24 protein-coding genes are annotated in these 23,116 nt (G+C 31.1%); 16 read left to right on the forward strand and 8 right to left on the reverse strand.

The window, feature by feature from the left end:
- The first annotated feature begins 19 nt into the window (after positions 1–19).
- The 6 genes from ABNT22_RS13285 to ABNT22_RS13310 all read left to right on the forward strand — a co-directional run bounded on the left by ABNT22_RS13285 (position 20) and on the right by ABNT22_RS13310 (position 6,171).
- Positions 20–1,138 (forward strand): GTP cyclohydrolase, encoded by a 1,119-nt coding sequence (locus ABNT22_RS13285; RefSeq protein ID WP_348718642.1) that lies wholly within the window; start codon positions 20–22, stop codon positions 1,136–1,138.
- Positions 1,138–1,848 (forward strand): 16S rRNA (uracil(1498)-N(3))-methyltransferase, encoded by a 711-nt coding sequence (locus ABNT22_RS13290; protein ID WP_348718644.1) that lies wholly within the window; start codon positions 1,138–1,140, stop codon positions 1,846–1,848. Before ABNT22_RS13285 ends, ABNT22_RS13290 begins: the two co-directional genes overlap by 1 nt.
- 144 nt (positions 1,849–1,992) lie before the next feature.
- Positions 1,993–3,072 (forward strand): helix-turn-helix domain-containing protein, encoded by a 1,080-nt coding sequence (locus ABNT22_RS13295; protein WP_348718645.1) that lies wholly within the window; start codon positions 1,993–1,995, stop codon positions 3,070–3,072.
- Between the two features lie 522 nt (positions 3,073–3,594).
- Positions 3,595–4,233 carry a DUF4159 domain-containing protein gene (locus tag ABNT22_RS13300; RefSeq protein ID WP_348718646.1) on the forward strand — a complete coding sequence of 213 codons (639 nt, stop codon included), beginning with the start codon at positions 3,595–3,597 and terminating at the stop codon, positions 4,231–4,233.
- A complete protein-coding gene (locus ABNT22_RS13305) occupies positions 4,217–5,131 on the forward strand; it encodes a bile acid:sodium symporter family protein (protein WP_348718647.1) in 915 nt (304 codons plus the stop codon). Before ABNT22_RS13300 ends, ABNT22_RS13305 begins: the two co-directional genes overlap by 17 nt.
- Positions 5,131–6,171, forward strand: coding sequence for a lysophospholipid acyltransferase family protein (locus ABNT22_RS13310; RefSeq protein WP_348718648.1), 1,041 nt, complete (start codon positions 5,131–5,133; stop codon positions 6,169–6,171). Before ABNT22_RS13305 ends, ABNT22_RS13310 begins: the two co-directional genes overlap by 1 nt.
- Here ABNT22_RS13310 and ABNT22_RS13315 read toward each other — a convergent pair.
- The 4 genes from ABNT22_RS13315 to ABNT22_RS13330 form a co-directional block, all read right to left on the reverse strand.
- Positions 6,158–9,076: a glycoside hydrolase family 3 N-terminal domain-containing protein gene (locus ABNT22_RS13315; RefSeq protein WP_348718649.1), complete on the reverse strand. Its 2,919-nt coding sequence runs from the start codon at positions 9,074–9,076 to the stop codon at positions 6,158–6,160. The two genes, ABNT22_RS13310 and ABNT22_RS13315, sit on opposite strands and share 14 nt — an antisense overlap.
- Before the next feature lie 31 nt (positions 9,077–9,107).
- Positions 9,108–9,593, reverse strand: a complete 486-nt coding sequence (locus tag ABNT22_RS13320; RefSeq protein ID WP_348718650.1) for an ABC transporter ATPase — start codon at positions 9,591–9,593, stop codon at positions 9,108–9,110.
- A 173-nt stretch (positions 9,594–9,766) separates the two neighbouring features.
- Positions 9,767–10,594 (reverse strand): exonuclease domain-containing protein, encoded by an 828-nt coding sequence (locus tag ABNT22_RS13325; protein ID WP_348718652.1) that lies wholly within the window; start codon positions 10,592–10,594, stop codon positions 9,767–9,769.
- A gap of 84 nt (positions 10,595–10,678) precedes the next feature.
- Positions 10,679–11,533, reverse strand: coding sequence for a PPK2 family polyphosphate kinase (locus tag ABNT22_RS13330; RefSeq protein ID WP_348718654.1), 855 nt, complete (start codon positions 11,531–11,533; stop codon positions 10,679–10,681).
- A 146-nt stretch (positions 11,534–11,679) separates the two neighbouring features.
- On the opposite strand from ABNT22_RS13330, the gene ABNT22_RS13335 reads away from it, so the two are divergent.
- The 5 genes from ABNT22_RS13335 to ABNT22_RS13355 all read left to right on the forward strand — a co-directional run bounded on the left by ABNT22_RS13335 (position 11,680) and on the right by ABNT22_RS13355 (position 14,520).
- Positions 11,680–12,189 (forward strand): NAD(P)H-dependent oxidoreductase, encoded by a 510-nt coding sequence (locus tag ABNT22_RS13335; protein ID WP_348718656.1) that lies wholly within the window; start codon positions 11,680–11,682, stop codon positions 12,187–12,189.
- A gap of 21 nt (positions 12,190–12,210) precedes the next feature.
- On the forward strand, positions 12,211–12,990 hold the full coding sequence (speB, locus tag ABNT22_RS13340; RefSeq protein WP_348718657.1) for an agmatinase: 780 nt from the start codon (positions 12,211–12,213) through the stop codon (positions 12,988–12,990).
- Positions 12,991–13,082: 92 nt separating this feature from the next.
- Positions 13,083–13,415 carry a metalloregulator ArsR/SmtB family transcription factor gene (locus tag ABNT22_RS13345; protein ID WP_348718658.1) on the forward strand — a complete coding sequence of 111 codons (333 nt, stop codon included), beginning with the start codon at positions 13,083–13,085 and terminating at the stop codon, positions 13,413–13,415.
- A 32-nt stretch (positions 13,416–13,447) separates the two neighbouring features.
- The gene (locus ABNT22_RS13350) at positions 13,448–14,059 is read left to right on the forward strand and encodes a protein-tyrosine-phosphatase (protein ID WP_348718660.1); all 612 of its coding nucleotides are present in this window, start codon (positions 13,448–13,450) and stop codon (positions 14,057–14,059) included.
- Positions 14,060–14,061: 2 nt separating this feature from the next.
- Positions 14,062–14,520, forward strand: a complete 459-nt coding sequence (locus ABNT22_RS13355) for a DUF6428 family protein (protein WP_348718661.1) — start codon at positions 14,062–14,064, stop codon at positions 14,518–14,520.
- A 31-nt stretch (positions 14,521–14,551) separates the two neighbouring features.
- Here ABNT22_RS13355 and ABNT22_RS13360 read toward each other — a convergent pair whose 3' ends face one another.
- Both ABNT22_RS13360 and ABNT22_RS13365 read right to left on the reverse strand, forming a co-directional pair.
- Positions 14,552–15,478 (reverse strand): AraC family transcriptional regulator, encoded by a 927-nt coding sequence (locus tag ABNT22_RS13360; RefSeq protein WP_348718812.1) that lies wholly within the window; start codon positions 15,476–15,478, stop codon positions 14,552–14,554.
- Positions 15,475–16,782, reverse strand: coding sequence for an NAD(P)/FAD-dependent oxidoreductase (locus ABNT22_RS13365; RefSeq protein WP_348718662.1), 1,308 nt, complete (start codon positions 16,780–16,782; stop codon positions 15,475–15,477). The genes ABNT22_RS13360 and ABNT22_RS13365 overlap by 4 nt, the downstream gene beginning before the upstream one ends.
- A 90-nt stretch (positions 16,783–16,872) precedes the next feature.
- Here ABNT22_RS13365 and ABNT22_RS13370 point away from each other — a divergent pair, with 90 nt between their 5' ends.
- Positions 16,873–17,499, forward strand: coding sequence for a hypothetical protein (locus ABNT22_RS13370; RefSeq protein ID WP_348718663.1), 627 nt, complete (start codon positions 16,873–16,875; stop codon positions 17,497–17,499).
- Here ABNT22_RS13370 and ABNT22_RS13375 read toward each other — a convergent pair whose 3' ends face one another.
- On the reverse strand, positions 17,500–17,988 hold the full coding sequence (locus tag ABNT22_RS13375) for a hypothetical protein (protein ID WP_348727119.1): 489 nt from the start codon (positions 17,986–17,988) through the stop codon (positions 17,500–17,502).
- Positions 17,989–18,042: 54 nt separating this feature from the next.
- On the reverse strand, positions 18,043–18,798 hold the full coding sequence (locus tag ABNT22_RS13380) for a helix-turn-helix transcriptional regulator (protein ID WP_348718666.1): 756 nt from the start codon (positions 18,796–18,798) through the stop codon (positions 18,043–18,045).
- A gap of 243 nt (positions 18,799–19,041) precedes the next feature.
- Here ABNT22_RS13380 and ABNT22_RS13385 point away from each other — a divergent pair, with 243 nt between their 5' ends.
- Genes ABNT22_RS13385 through ABNT22_RS13400 form a run of 4 tightly spaced genes read left to right on the forward strand, consistent with a single transcriptional unit; the run spans position 19,042 to position 23,005 of the window.
- Positions 19,042–19,437: a molecular chaperone Tir gene (locus ABNT22_RS13385; protein WP_299109266.1), complete on the forward strand. Its 396-nt coding sequence runs from the start codon at positions 19,042–19,044 to the stop codon at positions 19,435–19,437.
- Between the two features lie 10 nt (positions 19,438–19,447).
- Positions 19,448–20,167 (forward strand): PspA/IM30 family protein, encoded by a 720-nt coding sequence (locus ABNT22_RS13390; protein ID WP_348718667.1) that lies wholly within the window; start codon positions 19,448–19,450, stop codon positions 20,165–20,167.
- 2 nt (positions 20,168–20,169) lie between these two features.
- Positions 20,170–20,889, forward strand: coding sequence for a hypothetical protein (locus tag ABNT22_RS13395; RefSeq protein WP_348718669.1), 720 nt, complete (start codon positions 20,170–20,172; stop codon positions 20,887–20,889).
- 16 nt (positions 20,890–20,905) lie between these two features.
- Positions 20,906–23,005, forward strand: a complete 2,100-nt coding sequence (locus ABNT22_RS13400; protein WP_348718670.1) for a flotillin family protein — start codon at positions 20,906–20,908, stop codon at positions 23,003–23,005.
- Positions 23,006–23,116: the final 111 nt, after the last annotated feature.

Here is a 23,116-nt window from a genome sequence, read left to right on the forward strand (position 1 = left end):
AAAAAATTACTTTTGTTACATGATTCATGTAAAAGAAATACAAAATAAAAAGGAAATGAAACTGTTTGTTACATTTCCTTTTTCAATTTATAAAAATAACAGTTCTTGGGTACCTCCTATTATAAAGGATGAATTGGAAACGTTTGATCAAAGTAGCAACCCTGTTTTTGAACACGCAACAGCTCGTTTTTTTATTGCCTATAAAAATGATAAAATAGCGGGTAGAATAGCCGCTATCATAAATACGTACGAGGTAAATCAACAAAGCATAAAAAAAATGCGTTTTGGTTGGTATGACACTATTGATGATTTGGAAGTAAGTCGTGCCTTAATAGAAAAAGTAAAAGAAATCGGATTTCAAAACGAACTTGAATATATTGAAGGACCAGTTGGCTTTAACAACTTAGATAAGACTGGAGTACTAACTGATGGTTTTGATCATATTGGAACTATGATTACTTGGTATCATAACCCATATCAACACAAACATTTAGAACAACTCGGTTTTATAAAAGAGAAAGAATATTTAGAAAATAAGTTTTCATTTGTTAATGTTGATTTTGAAAAGTACCACAAGGCTAGTACCATCATTAAGAAGAGATATCAATTAACTGCTCTTAACTTCTCTAAAACTAAAGATATAATGCCTTATGTAGATGAGATGTTTGATTTGTTTAGTAAAACATATTCAAAACTATCTACCTACGTACCTATCTCTCAAAATCAAATAGAGTATTTCAAAAAGAAATATATCAGCTTTATCAACCCTGAATACATTAAGTTTGTTCTAAACAAAGAAGGAAAATTAGTTGCTTTTGCAATTGTAATGCCTTCATTCTCAAAAGCATTACAAAAAGCAAATGGAAAATTGTTCCCTTTTGGGATTTTTCACCTTTTAAAAGCAAGAAAACATGCCAAAGATGTTACCTTTTATTTGATTGGTGTACATCCAGAATATCAAAATAAAGGTGTTGTTGCAACCATATTCGAAGAATTTCATAAAACATTTACCAAAAAAGGCATAATAAACTGTATACGAACTCCTGAACTAGAAAATAATACAGCCATTCATCAAATTTGGAAAAACTTTGACCCTACAACCCATAAAAGAAGAAGAACCTATAAACTTGATTTATAATGCAGCTTTTTTATAACTCAGAAATATCAAAAGAAACCACCCAAATTCATTTTGAAAAAGATGAAAGTAGGCATATCATAAAGGTATTACGAAAAAAAGAGAACGATATTTTAAAAATCACAAACGGTAAAGGACTTCTTTTTGATGCTGAAATAATTATTGCCAATGATAAAAAGTGCGTGGCAAATATTGTTAATATTGAAGAGAAAAATAAATCACGTGATTATTATTTACATGTGGTTATAGCTCCAACAAAAAGTAACGATCGTTTAGAGTGGTTTTTAGAAAAAGCTACAGAAATAGGAATTGATGAAATAACCCCTATTATTTGTAAAAATTCTGAAAGAAAAGTAGTCAAAATTGATAGGCTTTCTAAAATTGTGCAATCTGCAATGAAACAATCTTTACAGTTTACACTTCCAAAACTAAATGCTCCAGTTAAGTTTTCTGATTTTATTGATCAAGATTTTAATAGTCAATTATTCATTGCTCATTGCGAAGAAAATTCTGAAAAAAAATATTTAAAAACTGAAATTATTCCTAAAGGAGCTTATACTATTTTAATTGGCCCAGAAGGAGATTTTTCTAATGATGAAATCTTAAAAAGCTTATCAAAAGGATTTACACCAATCTCGTTAGGATTAAATCGTCTTAGAACAGAAACAGCCGGTATATCAGTAGTACAAAGTATTGCCTTTCTACACCAATAACCTATTTTTTGTATATTTAGCTGTTAAAACCTACTATTTTTGACTATTACAGAGTTATTCAACCTATTTCTACTAGTTAGTGCGCTACATGGTTTCGCATTTAGTATTGTACTCTTTTTTTCCAAGTACGGAAAAGATCGTAGTATGATATACCTAAACCTTCTTATACTTGCTATTTCATTGAACAACTTCCAATCTTGGGTCATTGAACGCAAATTATTTCAACATCGATTTGCTCTAGATTATATTGAGGTACCATGGATTTTTCTTGGAATGCCGTTTCTTTACATGTTTTTAGTTCATTACCTAAACATCGAAAAAAAAACATTCAATATTCTTAAAATAGCGATTCCAATGTTTTTCATAATGACATTAGCTCAAATTGTATTTGTACTGAAAAACAGTGGTCTTCATCCTCAAGAAAACTTAGATTACGTATATGAAAAGTATACAACGACTGAGGAAATAGTGAGCTTCGTAACTTCTATTTCTTTGTTCATCTATTCTTTCTTGATTTTATTGAGAAAAGAAAAACTATTTGAAAAGATTCAATCTTATGATAATTTAAAGTGGTTATACACTTTTTTTAAACTTACCAGTGTTGGCTATCTACTTTGGATGGTTGCTTTAATAATAACCGTTAGTTTAAACTATACAGATTTTATCTTTTCTTATTACCCTCTAAGAGTTTACACAACCGTACTTATTTACTGGTTAGGTTATCAAGGCATAAGACAATTACGAATTTTAAAAGAAAGAAAAGTTATACGTGAGGGAATTCAAAAAGGAAATTCTAAAAGCACCCCTAATGTTATTCCTACAAAAGTTTCCTACCATGTAAAAAGTCATAATGTATCTGAAACACAATTAGAAAAGCACAAGGAACAATTTGAAGTAATTGATAATTATATTAAAAAGAATAATAAATTCCTTGAAAGTAAATACACTTTACAAAATTTATCCTTTGACACAGAACTAAGTTCAAGTACACTCTCTGTAATAATTAATAATATTGCTGGAAAAACTTTTACCGATTATTTAAATGAAATGAGAGTTGAGCAAGCTAAATCATTATTATTGGCTCCAGAGTTTTCAAATTACACTATTACTTCTATTGGGTTAGAGTCAGGATTTAACTCTAAATCTACTTTTTACACCGTTTTTAAAAAACATACTGGAATCACTCCATTTGAATTCAAAAGCTCTATTTTAATTACTAATTAATAGCTCTACTTAACATTTAAAAAGTTTTGATTCACCCAATCTGGATGATTTCGAACCTTAAAAACTTTAATCTTCGTTATATTTACATAAGTTAAAGTAAAAACTTAAAAATTGAAGATATGAAGGGGTTTTCAATTTTTAAGAACTAAACTTTTAAAAAGCATTGTTGATAGGCTGTAAGTGCCGTCAATAAAGAAAAGGGAAAGAGTCGAGAACAAAAAACACCAGTATATTATACTGGTGTTTTTTTGTTTTAAACATCACTTTTAAAACTGATAAATTTATACATTTTATAAAAAGTCAACTTAAAAACATCCAATTTGGATGTTTTTGAACTCTTAATTTTAATTCTCATAATACATTTGAATTAAAGAAATCAAACATTTTTTCTGAAAGCAATGTAAGGGGGTAGCTTATCAGAAAATACAAATGTTTTCTTAAGGGGAAAAACAACACCGGTGATTAAAATTCATTGGTGTTTTTTTTTGTTTTATTATATTGCTGTTATTATAATTTTATCAAATGAAATTACTGTTTAGCTTTCTTCTTCTTGTCTCATTAAATATACAAGGTCAAGAAATAGCCATATTAAAGTATAAAGGAGGTGGCGATTGGTATGCTAATCCAACTTCCTTACCGAATTTAATTAATTTCTCAAACATTAATAGTAAAACAACTATCAGTAAGAATGTTGCTACCATCAATTCAGATGATGAAGATATTTTTAATTATCCAATTGTATTCGTTACTGGGCATGGTAACATTTTCTTTTCTGCTGATGATATTGAAAACCTTAGAAACTACTTGAAATCTGGTGGGTTTATACATATTTCAGACAATTATGGCTTTGACAAATATGTAAGACGCGAGTTAAAAAAACTATTTCCAGAGTTAGAACTCAAAGAAATACCAGTAAACCATCCTATTTTTCATCAAACATTTAAATTTAACAACGGCCTTCCTAAAATACACGAACACGATAAAAAAGCTCCACAAGCTCTAGGACTTTTTTATAATGAAAGACTTATTGTGTTTTATGATTATGAAAGTGACTTAAGTGATGGATGGGAAGATCAATCAGTACATAACAACCCCAAAGAAGTAAGAGAAAAAGCTTTAAAAATGGGGGCTAATATCCTTGAATATGCTTTTAATAACTAATCAAACCCCTATAGACAGTATTAAAATAAATTTTGATACTGAAGCTTTATGGTTATTAAATATTGCTTTAGCAATTATCATGTTTGGTGTTGCTCTTTCTATAACTATTGACGATTTTAAAAGATTGATTAAAAACCCCAAAATTTTAGTTGTAGGACTGCTGTCTCAATTTATTCTTTTACCTTTTTTAACATTTTTAGCTATTCTTATTATTAAACCTCATCCTAGTTTTGCACTAGGAATGATGTTAGTAGCTGCTTGCCCAGGAGGTAATGTTTCAAATTTTTTCAGTAAAATGGCTAATGCAAATGCAGCACTTTCAGTTAGTTTAACTGCCTTTGCTACTGTTTTTTGTTTGATCATGACTCCTTTAAATTTAGAGTTTTGGGGCAGTCTTTATGAACCTACAAACAATATTTTAAAAGAGATACAATTAAATCCATACGAGCTTTTTAAGCTTGTTCTATTGATTTTAGGCATACCCTTGGTACTTGGAATGATTGTCAATCATTATCACCCCCTAATGGCTGAAAAAATCAATAAAATACTTCGACCTTTTTCTATTACTGTTTTTATGATTTTAATCATCGTTGCTCTTTATGACAATGCAGATATTTTTAAGAACCATATTCATTTAGTTTTATTTCTAGTAATATTCCATAATATCTTTGCGTACTTCATAGGCTATTTTACTGCAAAATCTTTCAGACTTGCAAAAAAGGATATAAAAACAATTACAATAGAAACTGGTATTCAAAATAGTGGATTAGGTTTACTATTAGTTTTTGGTTTTTTTGAAGGTTTAGGAGGAATGGCATTATTAACTGCCTTTTGGGGAGTATGGGATTTATTTTCAGGAATGGCATTGGCAACCTATTGGGGAAGAAAAAAGAAATAATGAAAACGTTATTATACTATTTAGTTAAACTATATATTAAAACTGGGCTCTATTTTTATTCTAAAAAAATAAGAGTTATTGGTTCTGAGAATGTCCCTAAAAAAGGCGCCGTATTATTTTTAGCAAATCACCCTAATGGTTTAGTAGACCCTTTATTTATTGCTACTAACACATCAAGGAAAACATTTTTCTTGGTAAGAGCTGCCGTTTTTAAAAATAAGATTGTCGCTTTTTTATTTGATTTGATTGGAATGATGCCTATTTACAGGATACGCGATGGAATAAAAGAACTTTCTAAAAATGATGCTATTTTTAACAAATGCTATGACATCCTTGGAAGTAAAAAATCTTTATTAATATTCCCTGAAGGAAGTCATAACAGAAAAAGAACAGTAAGACCATTAAGTAAAGGGTTTACTCGTATTGTTTTCGGAACTATTGATAAATATCCTAATTTACCAATACATCTCGTTCCTGTAGGAATTACCTATCAAAACTCTTCTACTTACCCTTGTAAAATTGCCTTACATTATGGAAATGCAATTATAGCTAATGACTATTATAATAAAGAAAACATTAATCAATCTGCAAATCAGTTAAAAAGCAACGTACAAGATGCATTAGAGAGGCTTTGCGTACATATTCCTACATCAGAATACGAACACACAAATAACCTTTTAAACACTGCTAATATTGATTTTACCAATGTAGAATACACAAATCAAATAATTCAGGATAAAGTTCTTCCAGTTAATACTCCCAAAAAGAAAAAGAACATCGTCCTACTATCTCTTGTTATCATAAATTCTTTCATTCCGTATTTTCTATGGAAAACAGCTTCTAAAAAAGTAGATGAAATTGAGTTTGTAGATACATTTAGGTTTGCAATGACTATTGTATTGTTTCCTCTATTTTACGCATTACAAGCTTTTATAATCTATAGAGTTATGAACAACATAAGCTATGCTGTTTTATATTTCCTTTTCTCAATACTCTTAGTTCTTTTATACACAAAAACTAGCACTACTAATTCAGAATAGCGCTCTGTATATCTGCTTGAATTTTGGTTCTCATATTACTTTTTACCAACCCTCTATTTCTCATAGTAGGATACACTCTATTAGATAGAAAAACATACAAGATTCCACTTTCAGGATCAGCCCAAGTGTACGTCCCAGTAAAACCACTATGTCCAAAACTCTTTTCAGAAACACATCCACAGGTTGGTTTTTCCTTTGGATTAATTTGTGGTTTATCAAAACCTAACCCTCTTCTCACGTTTTTATCGGCATAATAACGCTTATTAAACTTGGCTACTGTTTCTGGTTGATAATATTGTTTACCACCATAATATCCTTCTTGTAAAAACATCTGCATAATCTTTGCCACATCATTCGAGTTACCAAACAATCCAGCATGACCTCCTACTCCACCTTGCATTGCTGCTCCCATATCATGTACATAACCATGAACCAATTGGTTTCTATAATAAGAATCCTTTTCACTTGGCACAATTGCCTTCTTCGCAAATTTTTGCAATGGTAAATAAGACGTTCTATTTGCTCCTAATGGGGCATATAAATAAGTTTCAGCAAGTTTATTCAGCGGTTTATTAAACTTAGTTTCTAATATATCTTTGAATATATAATACCCTAGATCACTATACTTATATCCTTTTCTTTCTCTTTGCTCTGACTCTAAAATAAGTTTAGAAATAGAATCTTTATAAATTCTATTTAAGTATAAGTTTTTAGCTACTCTTGTGTTGTACTTTTTACTCCATTTTGAACTATAAAACTCCGGCAAATTTTTATGAGTAATGCTATCTTGTGTTTTAATATAAAAAGGAATCCAAGACTTTAAACGTGCCATATGCGACAATACTTCTTTCACCAATAAAGTATCCTTATTAGAATCTTTATACTTGCTTAAAATATCTCCTAAGCTCGAATAGATACTAAACTTTTTCTCCTCCTCTGCTTTCATAATTAAAGGAAGTGAAGCTAGAATCTTAGTTAATGAAGCCAAATCATAAACATCGTTATCCTTTACTCTTAACTTTTTCGAATTGGTATGATACCCAAAGTTCTTTTTGTAAATCACGACTCCGTTTCGAGCTACTAAAACCTGACCACCTGGAGTCATTCTTTTTCTTAAAATTGTATCAATTCGTTTATCAATAACTGATAAACTATCTGAAGACATCCCTACTTCCTCTGGAATTGAGTACTGCAATCTTTTTAATGATTTTTTCTCTACTCCATCACCAACATTAAAGTCCTCTTTGATAGACACAGGTAACTTACCATTTACATCAAAAGCTCCAAAAATAGCTTGGGCAGATAATTCCTGAGCTAGTTTACTATTTTGATAAGAAACAACAATACCATCTATGTTTGTAAATGATTTTACCTGTAATAAACTATACGGACTAGCAAGTACATTTAAAATAACTTTATTCTGTCTAGCAATTTCCTGTAATCGAACAAGCTCAACATTTTTAAACTTATACCCCTTCCATGGATGGGCATTTGATTTATGATATCCAATAATAACAATATCGTATTTCTTTAACTTCTTTAATAAAACGTCCAATTTAGAGCTAGATACAACATCTACTTGTGTGTAATTGTTCAGCATTCTTACAAAACTCTTATTCTTCGCATCTCCTAATTTTACATAAGCTATTTTTTTTCCAGCTAATTCTTTTATTGGCAAAACATCGTTCTTATCTTTTAAAAAGGTAATTGACTTTTTAACTAGTTTTCTATGTAACACCTCGTCCGAAGCACTATTCAATTCTAAACGTAAATTCTCTTCTTCAATTGGTTTGTACTTGTGTAAACCAGCCCAATATTTTGTTTTCAATATTTTTCTTACTGAATGATCAAGTCTTTCTTTAGATAATTTTCCAGACTCAACTGCTTTTTTAAATAAAGCAACTGTTTTTGGTACGTCTTGAGGAATCAACAATAAATCATTCCCTGCTAATATTGCCGCTAAATTTATTTCTTCCGAAGTAGAATAATTAGCCGCTCCTTTCATATTCAACCCGTCCGTAATAACCAATCCATTAAACCCTAACTTATGTTGTAGTAAATTAGTTACTACATTTTTTGAAAGAGAGGTAGGTAAGGTTTCATTTGTTTCTAGAGCGGGAATACTTAAATGCGCCGTCATAACACTTCCAACTCCAGCTTCAAACATTTTTTTATACGGATATAGCTCTATAGAATCGATTCTTTGTTCTGAAAAACTTATAGTTGGTAATGTATGATGAGAGTCGGTTGCCGTATCTCCATGACCAGGGAAATGTTTCGCATTTGCTAGTACTCCCATACTTTGCATACCTTCTGTCATCGCAATAGCTTTCTCAGTTACATTTTCCTTACTTTCTCCAAACGATCTATTTCCAATAATTGGGTTATCAGGATTTGTATTTATATCTACAACTGGTGCAAAATTTACATGAATACCTAAACGTTTACAATGTGCTCCTAAGTGTTTACCAAACTCCTTTAAGGCATTATTATCTTGAATAGCCCCCAAAGTCATATTCCAAGGAAAACGGTATGTATTTTTCAAACGCATATCTAAGCCCCACTCTCCATCAAAACCAATAAGCAAAGGAACTTTAGCTATAGACTGATACTCATTATTTAAAACCGCCTGTTTTTCTGGTGTTCCTTGCATAAAAATTAAATTCCCAACATGATACTTTGTTATCATTTCAATAATAAAATCTTTATGTTTTTTATCTTTATTTGAATAGGCCTGTACCATAAACAACTGACCTATTTTTTCTTCAACGGTCATATTGTTTAGAATACTATCTACCCAAATAGTTTGATTTTCAGCATCAATAGTTCGCAACGGATCTATCTGTTGTGCTGATATAAATTGAACAAAAATTAGGGGTAAAAATATTAGTAGTCTCTTTTGCATTCGTATTCTCTTTCTTTAAATATTACAATTCTTATACCAAAAAGCGCGCGTGCCAACTATTACTTGCAGGCACTTCCCATTTAGTCTCAAAATCTTCCTTTGTATTTACCATATTGTTAAACACTACCGTTTCTGAAGTTATCTTTTGCTCTTTAGCGTATTTTTGAAAATCTGGTAACTTGACAATATTAATATTCTCTCCATCTTTAAAAGAGATATTCATCTTATTCATTAAATCTACCTGAAGTTCTTTTTCTAGCTCCTGTACAAAGCGAACAGAAGCATCTATAGAACATCCAGAAACATTATTAAAACCTTCGTCTACTCCTAGTACCAAAAACTGATTATACTTTATAGTAAATGACCCTTTTAAGTCATCTCCATGACGTGTCCAATTCTCTATAAATAACAAAGCCTTTGCACTAATATGCTCTATTTCTTCTTGTGTAAACTCTCTATCTGATTGATACACCCAAACTCTTGAGTTATTGGGTAAATTTGTATATGATGTAAACATGTAATTGATGTTTATTTATTGTAAAAAATAACTTTTGATAAAGTTAGCGAAATTGCTGGTTGTATCCCATTTTCTTGACAAAAAAATATAAAAAAAAGCTCTTACAACCTAAGGTTTAACGAATGTAAAAACTGTAAGTTATAAGAGCTCTTAAGTTGATGTTAATTTTTAAATTATCTCAAATTAAACTTTTGTTGTAAAGCCTGTAACTTTTCTTCATCGGTCATGGTTTCTTTTGGAACTGACATACGTTCTTTTATTTGACGTAATACCTTTTTTGTATATAAAGGGAAATCGGCATTTTGCATCCAAGAATTGTACCCTGGATTTTCCTTTAACACCTCTTCAACAGTTCTTCCTTTATACTTTCCAAAAGAGAATATTTCTTCTTGCTTATCATTAAACAATATGAAACCAGCAAAATCTGCTCTTTGTGTATGTGAAGAAAATTCACTTAACGCATCGACAGAATTTTCGATATCTTCATATTTATCCAACTGAGCTTTTAAAATTTCATAGGTAGCTAAGGTATCTGCTTCCGCTGAGTGTGCATCTTCTAGTGTTTTTCCACAATAAAATTGATATCCTGCACTTAAGGTACGTTGTTCTTTCTTATGAAAAATTACTTGTACATCAATTGCCTTTCTATCGTCCATATCAAAATCAATTCCAGCACGTAATAACTCCTCCGCTAACAAAGGAATATCAAAACGATTCGAATTAAACCCTGCTAAATCGCATCCTTGAATCATTTCATTTATTTGAGGTGCTAACTCTTTAAACGTAGGTTCTGTGACAACTTTTTCATTCGTAATTCCATGAATTTCTGAAGCTTCCCTCGGAATTTCAATTTCAGGGTTTACTAACCACGTTTTACCTTCTTTATTTCCATTAGGAAATACTTTTAATATTGAAATTTCAACAACTCTATCAGTAGCAATACTAATCCCTGTTGTTTCTAAATCAAAAAATATGATGGGTCTTGTTAAGTTTAATTCCATTGATATCTTAATTGGAAAGTTTTAAGATTAAAAAGCTAGTTGTTTTACTAACAACTCGCTTTGTAAAAACCTTAAACTTAATATTTATTCGTTATTTAATTGAGCTTTAAACTCCTCTAATTTTTCTAGTACGTCTGCTTCTAATGAAGGCTCGGTAAAATTATACTTTTTCATGGTTTCCAACAAGGTTTTGGCAACTATAAATCTTGCCGTAGGCTTATCATCTGCAGGAACCACATACCAAGGAGCATAATAAGTAGATGTCCTGTTTAAAAGATCTTCATAACATTCTTGATATTTATCCCATAACTTACGTTCTTTCATATCACCTGCAGAAAACTTCCAATTCTTTTCTGGTATATTCAATCGTCTTAACAAACGATTCTTTTGCTCCTCTTTAGATAAATTTAAAAAGAACTTTAAAACAATAGTTCCATTATCAGACAAATGCTTTTCAAACTGATTCATTCGGTCCATTCTAGAATGATAAAAAGCATCATCTAAATCTTCTAAACTCTTTACTGTTGGAATATTTTCTGAAAACACGTATTGTGGATGCACTCTTGTTACCAATACATTTTCATAATGTGTACGATTGAATACTCCTATTTTACCCTTAGGTGGCAATGCAATATAGTGACGCCACATAAAATCGTGCTTCAGCTCATGTTCTGTGGGTACTTTAAAGCTATGAACCTGAACACCGCGAGCATTTACATCTTTAAAAACTTCTCGTATTAAACTATCCTTTCCTGAAGTATCCATTCCTTGTAAGCAAATCAAAATACTATATTTTCCCTCTGCATACATCCTATCCTGCAATTCACTAATTCCTTTTCTAAGCTTCTTTAATTTCTTTTTGGCATCTTCTAGAACCTCTTTAGTTACTGAATTCTTTAAAGAAATACTTTCAGCTACCTTATAATTATCTGTATTCATTCGCTTCGTTTTATAGTATAAATGTAACAATTTTATATCATTTTTTAATCGATTTTATCTTGGGTTCTATCAATTTTAAAAATTACGTATTTCTAAACTTTTAAATTTTATTAGTCAATTTTATGATCTCAAAAATTAAAAAAATTATGAATTCAACAGTTATTATACAAGCCAGTGCTCAAAGTTTTGGAAACACTTATAAAGTTGTAAACTACCTCAACAAAAACAATGATTTTGATGTTATAGATATTGCTACCAAAAATATAGGTCATTTTAATTACAAGTTTGAAAATGCCAATGATGACTTTATTACTACCATAGAAGAAATTATTGAAAAATATGACACAATTATTTTTGCTACTCCGGTATATTGGTACACCATGAGTGGGCATTTAAAAGTCTTTTTTGACCGCATGTCTGATCTTCTGCACTACAAAAAAGAATTGGGAAGAAAAATGAGAGGTAAAAAAATGGCTATGATTAGTAATTCTTATGGAAATGATAGACGTGATGGTTTTGACATGCCATTTATAGAAAGTGCGAAATATTTAGGAATGGATTACTTAGGAGATGTACATACCTTTTTTAACGAAGACGAAATTCACACAGAAGCAAAAGAAAAAATTGACACTTTTAGAGGAAGTTTTATAAATTAGTTGCTTCTCTAAATTATTTACATGAAAAATATCATCATTCAAGGTATACAATTTGACAATAATTCTTCTTATCAAAAAGGACCTAAATTAGCCCCACCATTAATACGAAAAGTACTACACTGTGGTTCATCAAATTTATATGCTGAAAATGGTATTTCTATAGAAAGTGAATATATTCAAGACAAAGGAGACTTTGATATTAAAGATTACTTTGACATTGAAAAAATCACCCAAAAACATTTAAATATAGGTGATAGAATTATTACCCTCGGAGGTGATCATTCTATCACCTATCCTATTATAAAAGCCTATCATAATAAATATAAAAAGATAGACATCCTTCACATTGATGCACATTCTGATTTATATGATAATTTTGAAGGAGATAAACTCTCGCATGCTTGTCCATTTGCAAGAATCATGGAAAGTGATTTTGCTGAAAGGTTGGTACAAGTAGGAATTAGAACATTAAACACGCATCAAGCTGAACAGGCTGAAAAGTTCAATGTGGAAATACATCAAATGAAAGATTTAGACCTTTCTAAAATTAAAAAGTTCGAAAACCCATTATACATTTCTTTAGATATGGATGGATTTGACCCTGCCTTTGCTCCTGGTGTTTCTCATCATGAACCTGGTGGATTGTCTTCCAGACAGGTTATTGATTTAATTCAGAATCTTGATGCAGAAATTATAGGTGCTGATATTGTAGAATACAATCCGACAAGAGACTTTCAAGAAATGACTGCCTTTCTAGCCGCTAAAATGCTTAAAGAAATTTCAGGTAAAATGTTAACCTAACGTAAACAAACCTCTAGTAATATGTTAAAAATAAGTTCGTTCAAGTTTGAATTAAAATATTAATCGTAATATTGCAATATAATAATTAATAAATGGGACTTACTAAATCAGAAATATTTACAAAAGAGCAAAACGAGATAGCCAAAATAGCCAAAGTGTTAGGACACCCAGCTCGTATTGCTATTATCCAGTATTTATTAAAAATGCAATCTTGTATTTGTGGTGATTTAGTAGAAGAAATTGGATTAGCGCAGCCTACCATTTCTCAACATTTGAAAGAATTAAAAAGCATCGGAATTATCAAAGGAAGTATTGAAGGAACTAGCGTATGTTACTGTATTGATGCCACCAACTGGAAAACTATTCAAAATACACTTAATACAATTTTTAATCAAAATTCAGAAAATATAGATTGCTGCAACTAAAAAAATTTAAAACATTTAATCGCAATATTACAATGAATAAAAAATTAACTGAAACTATCGAAAAAGCCTCTAAAATTCCAATTAACAACAATAGAATTGAAATTTTAAACCAACTTTCATCTTATATTCAAAACAAAATCGATCAAAACAAAAAGATTGACATTAATTTCATTTGTACACATAATTCCAGAAGAAGTCATCTGGGGCAGGTTTGGATGCAAACATTAGCTGAGCATTTCAATATTAAAAACTTACATGCATATTCTGGAGGCACTGAGGAAACGGCTATGGCAAAACCCATTGTACATACATTGACTGAACAAGGTTTTACTATCAACGCTTTATCTGATAATACCAATCCGGTATATGCAATAAAAACCAGCGATAACTCATTACCTATTATCGGTTTTTCTAAAAAATATGACCACTCTTTCAATCCTACATCTAGCTTTGCAGCAATCATGACTTGTTCTCAAGCTGATGAAGGCTGTCCATTTGTGGCAGGATCTGACAAAAGAATTCCGATTACTTATGAAGACCCTAAGTTATATGACAACACCACTTTACAAGACGAAAAATACCAAGAAAGAAGCTATCAAATTGCTTCTGAAGTATATTATATATTATCTCAAATAAAACAATAATTATGACCTTATCAGAAATAAAAAAACATTTACAAACACTAGATACCATAGCATTTGAATTACCTAATGGAGATTTAGTTCCTGCCCATTTTCACGTAACTGAAGTTGGTAAAATATCAAAACACTTTATTGATTGTGGAGGTACCGTGAGAACAGAAAATGTGATAAACTTTCAACTTTGGAATGCAAATGACTACAACCATCGTTTACATCCAGAAAAGTTGGTACATATCATAGAACTTTCTGAAAAAACCTTGGGATTAGAAGATTTAGAAATAGAAGTAGAATACCAAGGAGATACTATTGGTAAATATGCGTTAGATTTTAATGGCACTAATTTTTTATTAGTTAACAAAGCTACTGCTTGTTTAGCAGAAGATGCGTGTGGTATTCCAAAACCTAAAGTACGTTTATCAGATTTACAACAACAAACTTGCACTCCAAATTCAGGATGCTGTTAATAAAAAAGAGCGCTAAAGCGCTCTTTTTTATTTATTCTACAGGAATACAAAGATCTACAATCCATTTCCCTTCAGGGTGTTCCTGTGCATTATTATAATAGATTTCAAATGGATCTCTATCAGCTTTTCGATAACCATTCTCACTCATCCAAACAAAATTACTTTCCCAAGCTTGTTGAAACTCTCTTGGTGTAACCTCTAAATGTGCCACGATACATTTTGTAGCCGGAATTGTTTTCAAATTAATCTCTCCGTTAGCTGTCACTTTTTCATTCAATATCATGCAAGCGCTCATTCTTATTTTAGAAGGATCTGTAATCTTAGGACTATCATGATAAATAGTCATCATTCGTAAATTGGGTTGATTCATCAATCCCTTTGGTACTGCCCACTTCACTAATCTATCATAAGCATTACCTACAGAATCCATTCTTCCTTGATGACTTATATAAGCTAATTCTATTTCAGGAAGTACTTTTACTTCTATTTTTTTTGCATTCATTTTAATCCAGTTTAAAGCATTATTAATATTGCTAATGTATTGCTCAAACCGAACTTCTATTTGACCATTCTTGCTTTCTGTTTTACAAATCTTGCTAAATTTTACAGGACTTTCTTTTGAAAACTGTGCTGGCGACATTCCATAAAATTTTTTAAATGCTCTAGAAAACGAAGACAAATTTGTAAACCCTACTTTTTCAGAAACCTCTGTTACACTCCTATCTTTTTGATGTAATAAATAATGTGCCGCCCTTTCAATTCTTTTTCTTGTTATGAACTCATTAATGGTTTCTTTGGTTACAATTTTAAAAAGCCTATGAAAATGAAACGCAGAAAAATGGGCTTTAGTAGCAATCTCTTCTAAAGATAATTTTTTATCTAAGTTTTCTTCTATATAAAAAATCGCTTTACTTATTCTTACTGCCGTGGCATTAGGTATGTTTATTTCTTTTTTCAGGACTTATTTTCTGTTTGAAATGAATATTGATTCTTCTTTTTAAACGGACGAATTATCAAACGTGTTTCTCTATCAAAACGGATATAATTATACACCCAGTTCATAAAAACAATTACTTTATTTCTAAAACCAATTAATGAAAATAAATGTACAAACATCCATACAAACCAGGCAAACACCCCTTGAAATTTCCATTTTGGTAAATCTACTACTGCTTTGTTACGTCCAATAGTAGCCATTGACCCCTTATCATTATATTTGAAAGGCTTTTGTTTTTTTCCTAAATATTTTGCTACTAAATTCTTTCCTAAAACAGTTCCTTGTTGAATAGCCGGTTGTGCCATCATTGGATGTCCAAACTTAAATTTTTCAGTTTCCATACATGCAACATCTCCAATAGCATAAATATTATCGTATCCTTCTAACTTAGAGAATCGATCTACTTTTAATCTATTAGGTCTTTCTATCAAACACTCTGAAGAAAGTCCATCAATTACTTTTCCTTTTACTCCAGCCGCCCAAATTACGGTAGCAGCATCAAAATGGTCATTTCCATTTGTGGTCACTGTAGTACCGTCATAATCCAACACCCGCAAATCCTTCCATACATCTACGCCTAATTTAATTAAAAAATCTTCTGCTTTTGTTGAAGCTCCTTTACTCATTCCATTCAATAGTTCGTTAGAACTCTGAATAAGATTGATTTTCATTTGACGGATATCCAAATCTGGATAATCTTTCGGCAAGATGCCCTTTTTCATCTCTGCCAAAGCTCCCGCTAATTCCACTCCTGTTGGACCTCCACCTACAATAACAAAATTCATCAAGGCTCTTCGCTTCTCCAAATCGCTTTGTAACAAAGCTTCTTCGAAATTTTCCAATACCAAACTACGAATATTTAATGCTTGCGGAACAGACTTCATTTCCATCGCATATTTTTCAATATTTGTATTTCCAAAGAAATTTGTTGTTGATCCTGTGGCAATAATCAATTCGTCATACTCTAAATTCCCTATAGATGTTTCCAAAATATTTTCTTCGGCATTTACATTAGTTACTTCTGCCAAGCGAAAAAAGAAATTGTCTACATCATTGAATCGCTTTCTTAAAGGAAAAGCAATACTATCGGGTTCCAATCCTCCTGTAGCTACCTGATATAATAAAGGTTGAAAAGTATGATAGTTATGTTTGTCTATTAAAACTACTTGAAGTTCTTGATTTTCTAATCCCCTAGCAACGGCTAATCCAGCAAAACCTCCACCTACAATCACAATACGTGGAAAACTGGTTTGAGGTATATTCATATATACTAAATTTTAGATAACAAATTTACGAAACAGATCACACAAATTGATATCGATTTATTTGTTTATTTTAGTCAAAATTTGCAATTCATGAAACTTTTATTATCTCTTTTATTTTGTTTAGGAATCGGTCTCCTAATTAGATACCTATTGAACAAAATTCCAAATGATACAACTCCAAAGAAAAAAAAAATTGAAATTAAATTAAACGAAGCTTTTTTAGAAAACAACAAAACTGAAGTTGAAAATTTAAAACTCCCTGCATATATGTATCAAATATATGAAGGTAATGCAGACAAAGAGTTACCTTTTGGGGGTTGGCACAAACCTGCAACTTTTTCCTATATGACCGATGAAGAATTACAAGATTATAAAATACCCGACAGAATTGTTCCTTTTATTGAAGACTATATGGTATTTGCTTTTGACAAAGAACGTAATTCATTTTTACAGTTTCATGTAGAAGATACAAAACCCTATAACGAATACCCGAAACAAAACTGGCAACAATTTCTAACCACCATATTTTACAATTGGTATTGGAATCTATATCTTCTAGATGAAGATTTTGATGAGCTCGTTAAGTTTAAAAAAGTGTCAAATCTTTTAGAATACAAACACCTTGATTCTTTTCTAAAATTATTAAGTGACAACCATGAAACGACCTACCTGGAAATCGAGAAAAAAATTGAAACTTTTAAAACAACAATGAATTAATTATAATTCATGCCTTACAGCAACTTTAATCTCTTGTAATGATTTCGGACCATTTATTAATTCATGGATTACTTTTTGTTGAATTTCCTGTAATTCACCATTAAGATACTTCATCCATTTAGTATCCTTAAAAACAGTTTGAACACTTTTCAATTTTTGATGTGCGATTTCTGAGGTCATTAAGAAAAACTCTTTAGTAACCCCACTTTGCACTCTACAAATTTTAGCCTGTTCATTTTTAAAATCTACAATTACATAAAAAACTTTATCTGTATTATTTAAAGGATAAAAGTCACTCCATTTCGCAAATCCGACATAATATTTTTGATTCTTGTAGCCTTCGATTCCTTTTATTTTCCATCGGCAATTAGCTACTCTACCCCAATGGTTTGAATATCTAAACACTCCTTCTTCAGTATAATAGTAATAGCTTCCAGATTTACTTTGAAAATGCGCTTTCATGTCTTTAAAGAAATCCACATTTTTCATTTCAAATTCGCAATACGTATATCGGTAAAAATTAAATTTATGATACTGCTTCAATTATAATCTATTTTTAAGTTTAGAAAACTCCTGTTCTAAAAATGATAGTTTATCCTCCAATGGGCTATGAAACTCAGGTAATCGATTTAAAAATACATACTGAACATTCCATAATTCTTTGATCGCTTTTTTATCAAAAACTTTATCATCAATATTTTTATGGTCTGCTCTAAAAACAAAAGTAGCTTCTTTCTTAAAAATGCGTCTTAAAATTAACTCCTCCTCTACAACTGCCAGTACTAAGTTCCCTTCTTTGACTTCATCAACTGTACTAAGCCCTACTTGTTTACCCACTACCATGTCACCAGGATACAAACCTTTATCATTCGAAGTCATCTCCAAATTCGGAACAATTAAACCTCTTAATACAGCTTCACCTTCAATAGGTAACTTTACTACAGGTAAATCTTTTATAAACTTTGGCTTATCATAGTATTTGACATAGTCAGCATAATAATCCTTTGTAATCAGAGGAATTTCCAAAAACTCTCTTTTTGTTACTTCTTCTGCCTTAATTGTAACATCTCCTTTAAACCTTAATAATGCATTTACGGTCAATTCAGAAGTTAAGATATCATCTATAGTTATGCTAAAATAATTAGCAATCTTTATAATTGTTTCTATTTTAGGTTCACTCCTACCTTCCTCATAAGCACCTAAAGTAGCTCTTTTTAAGTCAAATAGCTCTGCAAACGCCTGCTGACTCATTCCTTTTACTCCTCTAATTTTTTTTATGTTTTTTCCAAAAAAAGACATTTTTGCTAATTTTATTTGCAATTTAAAAAATAAATCGTACTTTTACACTAACAATATTAGCTAATTATTCTGTTTTGTGCTAATAATTTTAGACAAAAACAAAAAAACAAACCAAATATTAACCTAAAAAAGACACAATGATTGCAATAAGTATATACGTTACCGGCGTAATTCTTCAAACTTTTTTGTAATATTACACCGCTAAAAAGAAAATCATATTAACAACTACTAAGCCAATTGCTAATGGACAATTACTATTTAAAAACCAAGAGTTTCTTACAAGAACTCAATGTGAACATTATTAAAGAAGACGAGAAAGACGGAATTTTTGTTATTGAAAAGGAAAGCTTTGGTATAAAAAGCATGATTATTGGAGTTGCTGCTCCTATTGTAATCATTGAACAATTTATATTCAAAGTAAACCAGCCCAACGAAGAAATCTTCAAAAGTCTTCTTAAGAAAAACCGAGACATTGTGCATGGTGCCTTTGTTTTAGACGACAGTGGTGAGCGTGTTATTTTTAGAGACACCTTACAGTTAGAAAACCTAGATCTAAATGAATTAGAGGCTAGTTTAAACTCCTTAAGCTTATTGCTAAGTGAGTATTCAGAACAAATTATTACATATTCAAAATATTAAAAAAATTATCATGAACATTTTTAGAAGACTTTTTAGAATAGGAAAAGCTGAAGCACATTCTGCTATTGACAAAATGGAGGATCCTATTAAAATGACCGAGCAAGGAATTAGAGATATGAAGCAAGATTTAGACAAAAGTCTTGAAGCATTAGCTCAGGTAAAAGCTATGGCTATTAGAGCTAATAACGAAAAAGAAGAATACACTTCTAAAGCTGAAGATTACCAAAATAAAGCAATGCTCATTTTAAAGAAAGCTCAAAACGGTGACTTAGACATGGCAGAAGCTGATCGTTTAGCTAAAGAAGCTTTAATTAAAAAAGAAGAAGCTACAAAGCATGTTGAGAGAGCAACTGTTGAAGCAGATAAATTTAACCAATCAGTTTCTCAATTAGAAAAGAATGTTTCTGAAATCAAATCGAACATTAGCAAATGGGAAAATGAATTAAAAACCCTAAAAGCTAGAGTTAAAGTAAGCAACGCTACTAAGAACTTAAACAAGCAAATGGCTGAGATTGATAGTTCAAGCACAGTTTCTATGCTTGAGCGTATGAAAGAAAAAGTACAACAAGAAGAAGCTTTGGCAGACGCTTATGGAGATATTGCTAACAAATCTAAAAGTATTGATGAAGAGTTAGATGCTGCAGTAGACACTACAGAAGCAAGTGCTATGAGCGACTTAGAAAAGTTGAAAGAACAATTAGGAATGAATAATAAAGATAAAGAATCATAATATTGAACTCGCTAACCGACATTCTATTTTCTAGTGTAAACATTACACTTACCTTACTCGTAATCATACTAATCACTTATTGGTTAATTACCATGTTAACGGGTATTGACTTTGATTTAGACGTTGATGTTGATATTGACATAGACGTAGATACTGATGTTGATATTGATACTGGAATAGAGGGAGGAAATGTTGATTTTCATGATATTTCGAATACAGAGATCAACAAAGAAGATATAGTTGACAATAAACGAAGAAAACCACTAAAATGGTGGCAGGTTATCTTAATCTATTTCAACTTTGTCGGTTTACCTTTTATGTTCACATTCACCTCTTGGATTTTCATTTGGTGGATTTGCACAGCTATTAGTACAACTATAACACATAGCTTTAATAATAATTTTGGATTTATTTTAATGCTTGCAGGGTTTATTCCTTCATTATTTATTACTAAGATTTTTACAACCCCATTTAAAAATTTCTTTAAAAACTTAAATCAAGATGGAGACAAACCAATTGACTTAATAGGGAGAACAGGTATCTCATTGTCTACTATTACTGAAAATAAAATGGGTACAGCAGAAGTAAAAGCTGAAAACAAAAATCTTACAATTAATATAAAGCCTCTGAATAACGAAAAAATAAATTATCAAGACCAAATTCTTATTATTAAAGAGAGTAATGATAATTCTTTTTACTTTGTTCAAAAATATATCAATTAAACACTAAATAATTACTATGGATAATTTACTACAAATAATTGGAATGGGAATTGGATTGTTCTTATTCCTAGTCATATTATATTTTGCTATTGTAGCAATGTTCTACAAAAAAGTTCCTCAAGGAAAAGCTTTGGTTAGAACAGGTTTTAAAGGAGCGAAAATTGCAACAGACAAAGGTCTTTATGTCGTTCCTGTTTTCCACCGTGTAGAAATCATGGATATTTCTGTAAAAAAAATAGAAATAGAAAGATTGGGCTCTGATGGTCTAGTTTGTAAAGATAATGTTAGAGCAGACATAAAGGTAGCCTTCTTTATTAGGATTAATGAGGATGTAAAGGATATTAAAAAAGTAGCTGAAACCATTGGTTGTGAAAGAGCTTCTCATATTGACACCCTCAAAGACTTATTTGAAGCAAAGTTCTCAGAAGCACTAAAAACTGTTGGAAAGAAATTTCAATTCACTGAATTATATGAAGCTCGTAGAGAATTTAGAGACGAGATTAAAGATATAATCTTGGTAGACCTAAACGGATATGTTCTTGATGATTGTGCTATTGATTATTTAGAACAAACTCCAGTAAATTATTTAAAACCTGATAACATCTTAGATGCTGAAGGTATTAAGAAGATTACTGAATTAACTGCTGCCCAAAACATCAAAGCCAATCTAATCAAACGTGACGAGGAAAAAGTAATTCGTAAACAAGATGTTGAGGCCAGAGAAGCTATATTAGAGTTGGACAAACAATTAGCTGAAAAAGAAGAGCAACAAAAAAGAGAAATTGCTAACATCAAAGCACGTGAAGAAGCAGAGATTTTAAAAGTAGCTGAAGAAGAACGTTTAAAATCTGAAACTGCTCGTATTGCTACTGAAGAAAAGGTACAAGTTGCAGAAGAAAATATGCAACGTCAAATCATTGTTGCAGAGAAAAACAAAGTACGTACAGAAGCTGTTGAAACGGAGCGTGTTGAAAAAGACAGGGCTTTAGAGGCTACAGAGCGTGAACGTATTGTTACACTTGCTCAAATTGAAAAAGAGAAAGTGGTAGAAGTTGAAAAGAAAAACATTCAAGATGTTATTCGCGATAGAGTGATGCTAGAAAAAGGTGTGGTAGAAGAAAAAGAGAACATGAAAGATATTGAAGCTTTCAAAGGTGCTGATCGTGAAAAGCAAGTTGCTATTACTCTAGCTGAAAAGTCTGCTCAAGAGCAATTAATTAAACGAATTAAGTTGGCAGAAGCAGAAAAAGAAGCTGCAAAGCAAAAAGCTGAAGAAATTAACATTCATGCTCAAGCTCAAAAAGAAGCGAGTGAAAAAGAAGCAGAAGCAAGAAAAACATTAGCAGAAGCTAAAGCAAAAGAAGAAGCTACTATTGGTATGTCTGAAGCACAAGTAATGCACGCAAAAGCAGATGCTAACGAACGTCAAGGACTTGTAGAAGCTACTATTATAGAGAAAAAAGCAAAAGCAGAAGCTGCTGGTACTTTGGCAAAAGCGGAGGCTTTAAAAGAAGAAGGTATTGCAGAAGCAGAAGTAATCAAAGAGAAAGCACTTGCGCAAGCAACTGGAGACAGAGAAATCGCATTAGCAGAAGCTGCTGGAATTGAAGAAAAAGCAGAAGCAATGAAGAAACTTGACGGTGTTGGTAAAGAACACGAAGAGTTTAAGCTACGCTTAGATAAAGAATTAAAAGTTGATTTAGCTCATATCAATGTTCAGAAAGATATTGCAGATGCACAAGCACAAGTTATTGGTGATGCATTAAAAGCTGCTAATATTGATATTGTAGGTGGAGAAACAATGTTCTTCGATCAAATCATTGGACAAATAACCAAAGCTAAAGGATTTGATAGATTAGTACAGCATAGTGATAATATTCAAGATGTAAAAGATGCTATCTTAGGAAGTGACGATGTAAAAGGAAACTTATTAGATAAAATAAAAGACTTTGCTACCAAATACGGAATCTCTTCTGAAGATATTAAAAACCTAACTGTAGCTAACCTTTTAATGGACTTAAAAGGAAAAGCAACCAGTTCTGATGATGAAACACTTTTTGGTAACCTATTCAATTTAGCTAAAGGTTTAGGTTTATCGAACCAAAAATTATCATAAAAGCTAGATTCAAGAGCTTAAAAACTCTTGAATCTTAACTGTCTTAAAATTATAATCGTCATTCCGATGGAGGTACGAATGAAGGAATCTTTGAATAAAAAATAGATTACT

The organism is Tenacibaculum sp. 190130A14a (genome assembly GCF_964048965.1).
GTDB lineage: Bacteria > Bacteroidota > Bacteroidia > Flavobacteriales > Flavobacteriaceae > Polaribacter > Polaribacter polynesiense.

Bases quoted from the DNA above. Each gene is read 5' to 3' on its own strand.
- ABNT22_RS13285 (WP_348718642.1), top strand. From the start codon at position 20: ATGATTCATGTAAAAGAAATACAAAATAAAAAGGAAATGAAACTGTTT.
- ABNT22_RS13290 (WP_348718644.1), top strand. From the start codon at position 1,138: ATGCAGCTTTTTTATAACTCAGAAATATCAAAAGAAACCACCCAAATT.
- ABNT22_RS13295 (WP_348718645.1), top strand. From the start codon at position 1,993: ATGATATACCTAAACCTTCTTATACTTGCTATTTCATTGAACAACTTC.
- ABNT22_RS13300 (WP_348718646.1), top strand. From the start codon at position 3,595: ATGAAATTACTGTTTAGCTTTCTTCTTCTTGTCTCATTAAATATACAA.
- ABNT22_RS13305 (WP_348718647.1), top strand. From the start codon at position 4,217: ATGCTTTTAATAACTAATCAAACCCCTATAGACAGTATTAAAATAAAT.
- ABNT22_RS13310 (WP_348718648.1), top strand. From the start codon at position 5,131: ATGAAAACGTTATTATACTATTTAGTTAAACTATATATTAAAACTGGG.
- ABNT22_RS13315 (WP_348718649.1), bottom strand. From the start codon at position 9,076: ATGCAAAAGAGACTACTAATATTTTTACCCCTAATTTTTGTTCAATTT.
- ABNT22_RS13320 (WP_348718650.1), bottom strand. From the start codon at position 9,593: ATGTTTACATCATATACAAATTTACCCAATAACTCAAGAGTTTGGGTG.
- ABNT22_RS13325 (WP_348718652.1), bottom strand. From the start codon at position 10,594: ATGGAATTAAACTTAACAAGACCCATCATATTTTTTGATTTAGAAACA.
- ABNT22_RS13330 (WP_348718654.1), bottom strand. From the start codon at position 11,533: ATGAATACAGATAATTATAAGGTAGCTGAAAGTATTTCTTTAAAGAAT.
- ABNT22_RS13335 (WP_348718656.1), top strand. From the start codon at position 11,680: ATGAATTCAACAGTTATTATACAAGCCAGTGCTCAAAGTTTTGGAAAC.
- speB (WP_348718657.1), top strand. From the start codon at position 12,211: ATGAAAAATATCATCATTCAAGGTATACAATTTGACAATAATTCTTCT.
- ABNT22_RS13345 (WP_348718658.1), top strand. From the start codon at position 13,083: ATGGGACTTACTAAATCAGAAATATTTACAAAAGAGCAAAACGAGATA.
- ABNT22_RS13350 (WP_348718660.1), top strand. From the start codon at position 13,448: ATGAATAAAAAATTAACTGAAACTATCGAAAAAGCCTCTAAAATTCCA.
- ABNT22_RS13355 (WP_348718661.1), top strand. From the start codon at position 14,062: ATGACCTTATCAGAAATAAAAAAACATTTACAAACACTAGATACCATA.
- ABNT22_RS13365 (WP_348718662.1), bottom strand. From the start codon at position 16,782: ATGAATATACCTCAAACCAGTTTTCCACGTATTGTGATTGTAGGTGGA.
- ABNT22_RS13370 (WP_348718663.1), top strand. From the start codon at position 16,873: ATGAAACTTTTATTATCTCTTTTATTTTGTTTAGGAATCGGTCTCCTA.
- ABNT22_RS13375 (WP_348727119.1), bottom strand. From the start codon at position 17,988: ATGAAAAATGTGGATTTCTTTAAAGACATGAAAGCGCATTTTCAAAGT.
- ABNT22_RS13380 (WP_348718666.1), bottom strand. From the start codon at position 18,798: ATGTCTTTTTTTGGAAAAAACATAAAAAAAATTAGAGGAGTAAAAGGA.
- ABNT22_RS13385 (WP_299109266.1), top strand. From the start codon at position 19,042: ATGGACAATTACTATTTAAAAACCAAGAGTTTCTTACAAGAACTCAAT.
- ABNT22_RS13390 (WP_348718667.1), top strand. From the start codon at position 19,448: ATGAACATTTTTAGAAGACTTTTTAGAATAGGAAAAGCTGAAGCACAT.
- ABNT22_RS13400 (WP_348718670.1), top strand. From the start codon at position 20,906: ATGGATAATTTACTACAAATAATTGGAATGGGAATTGGATTGTTCTTA.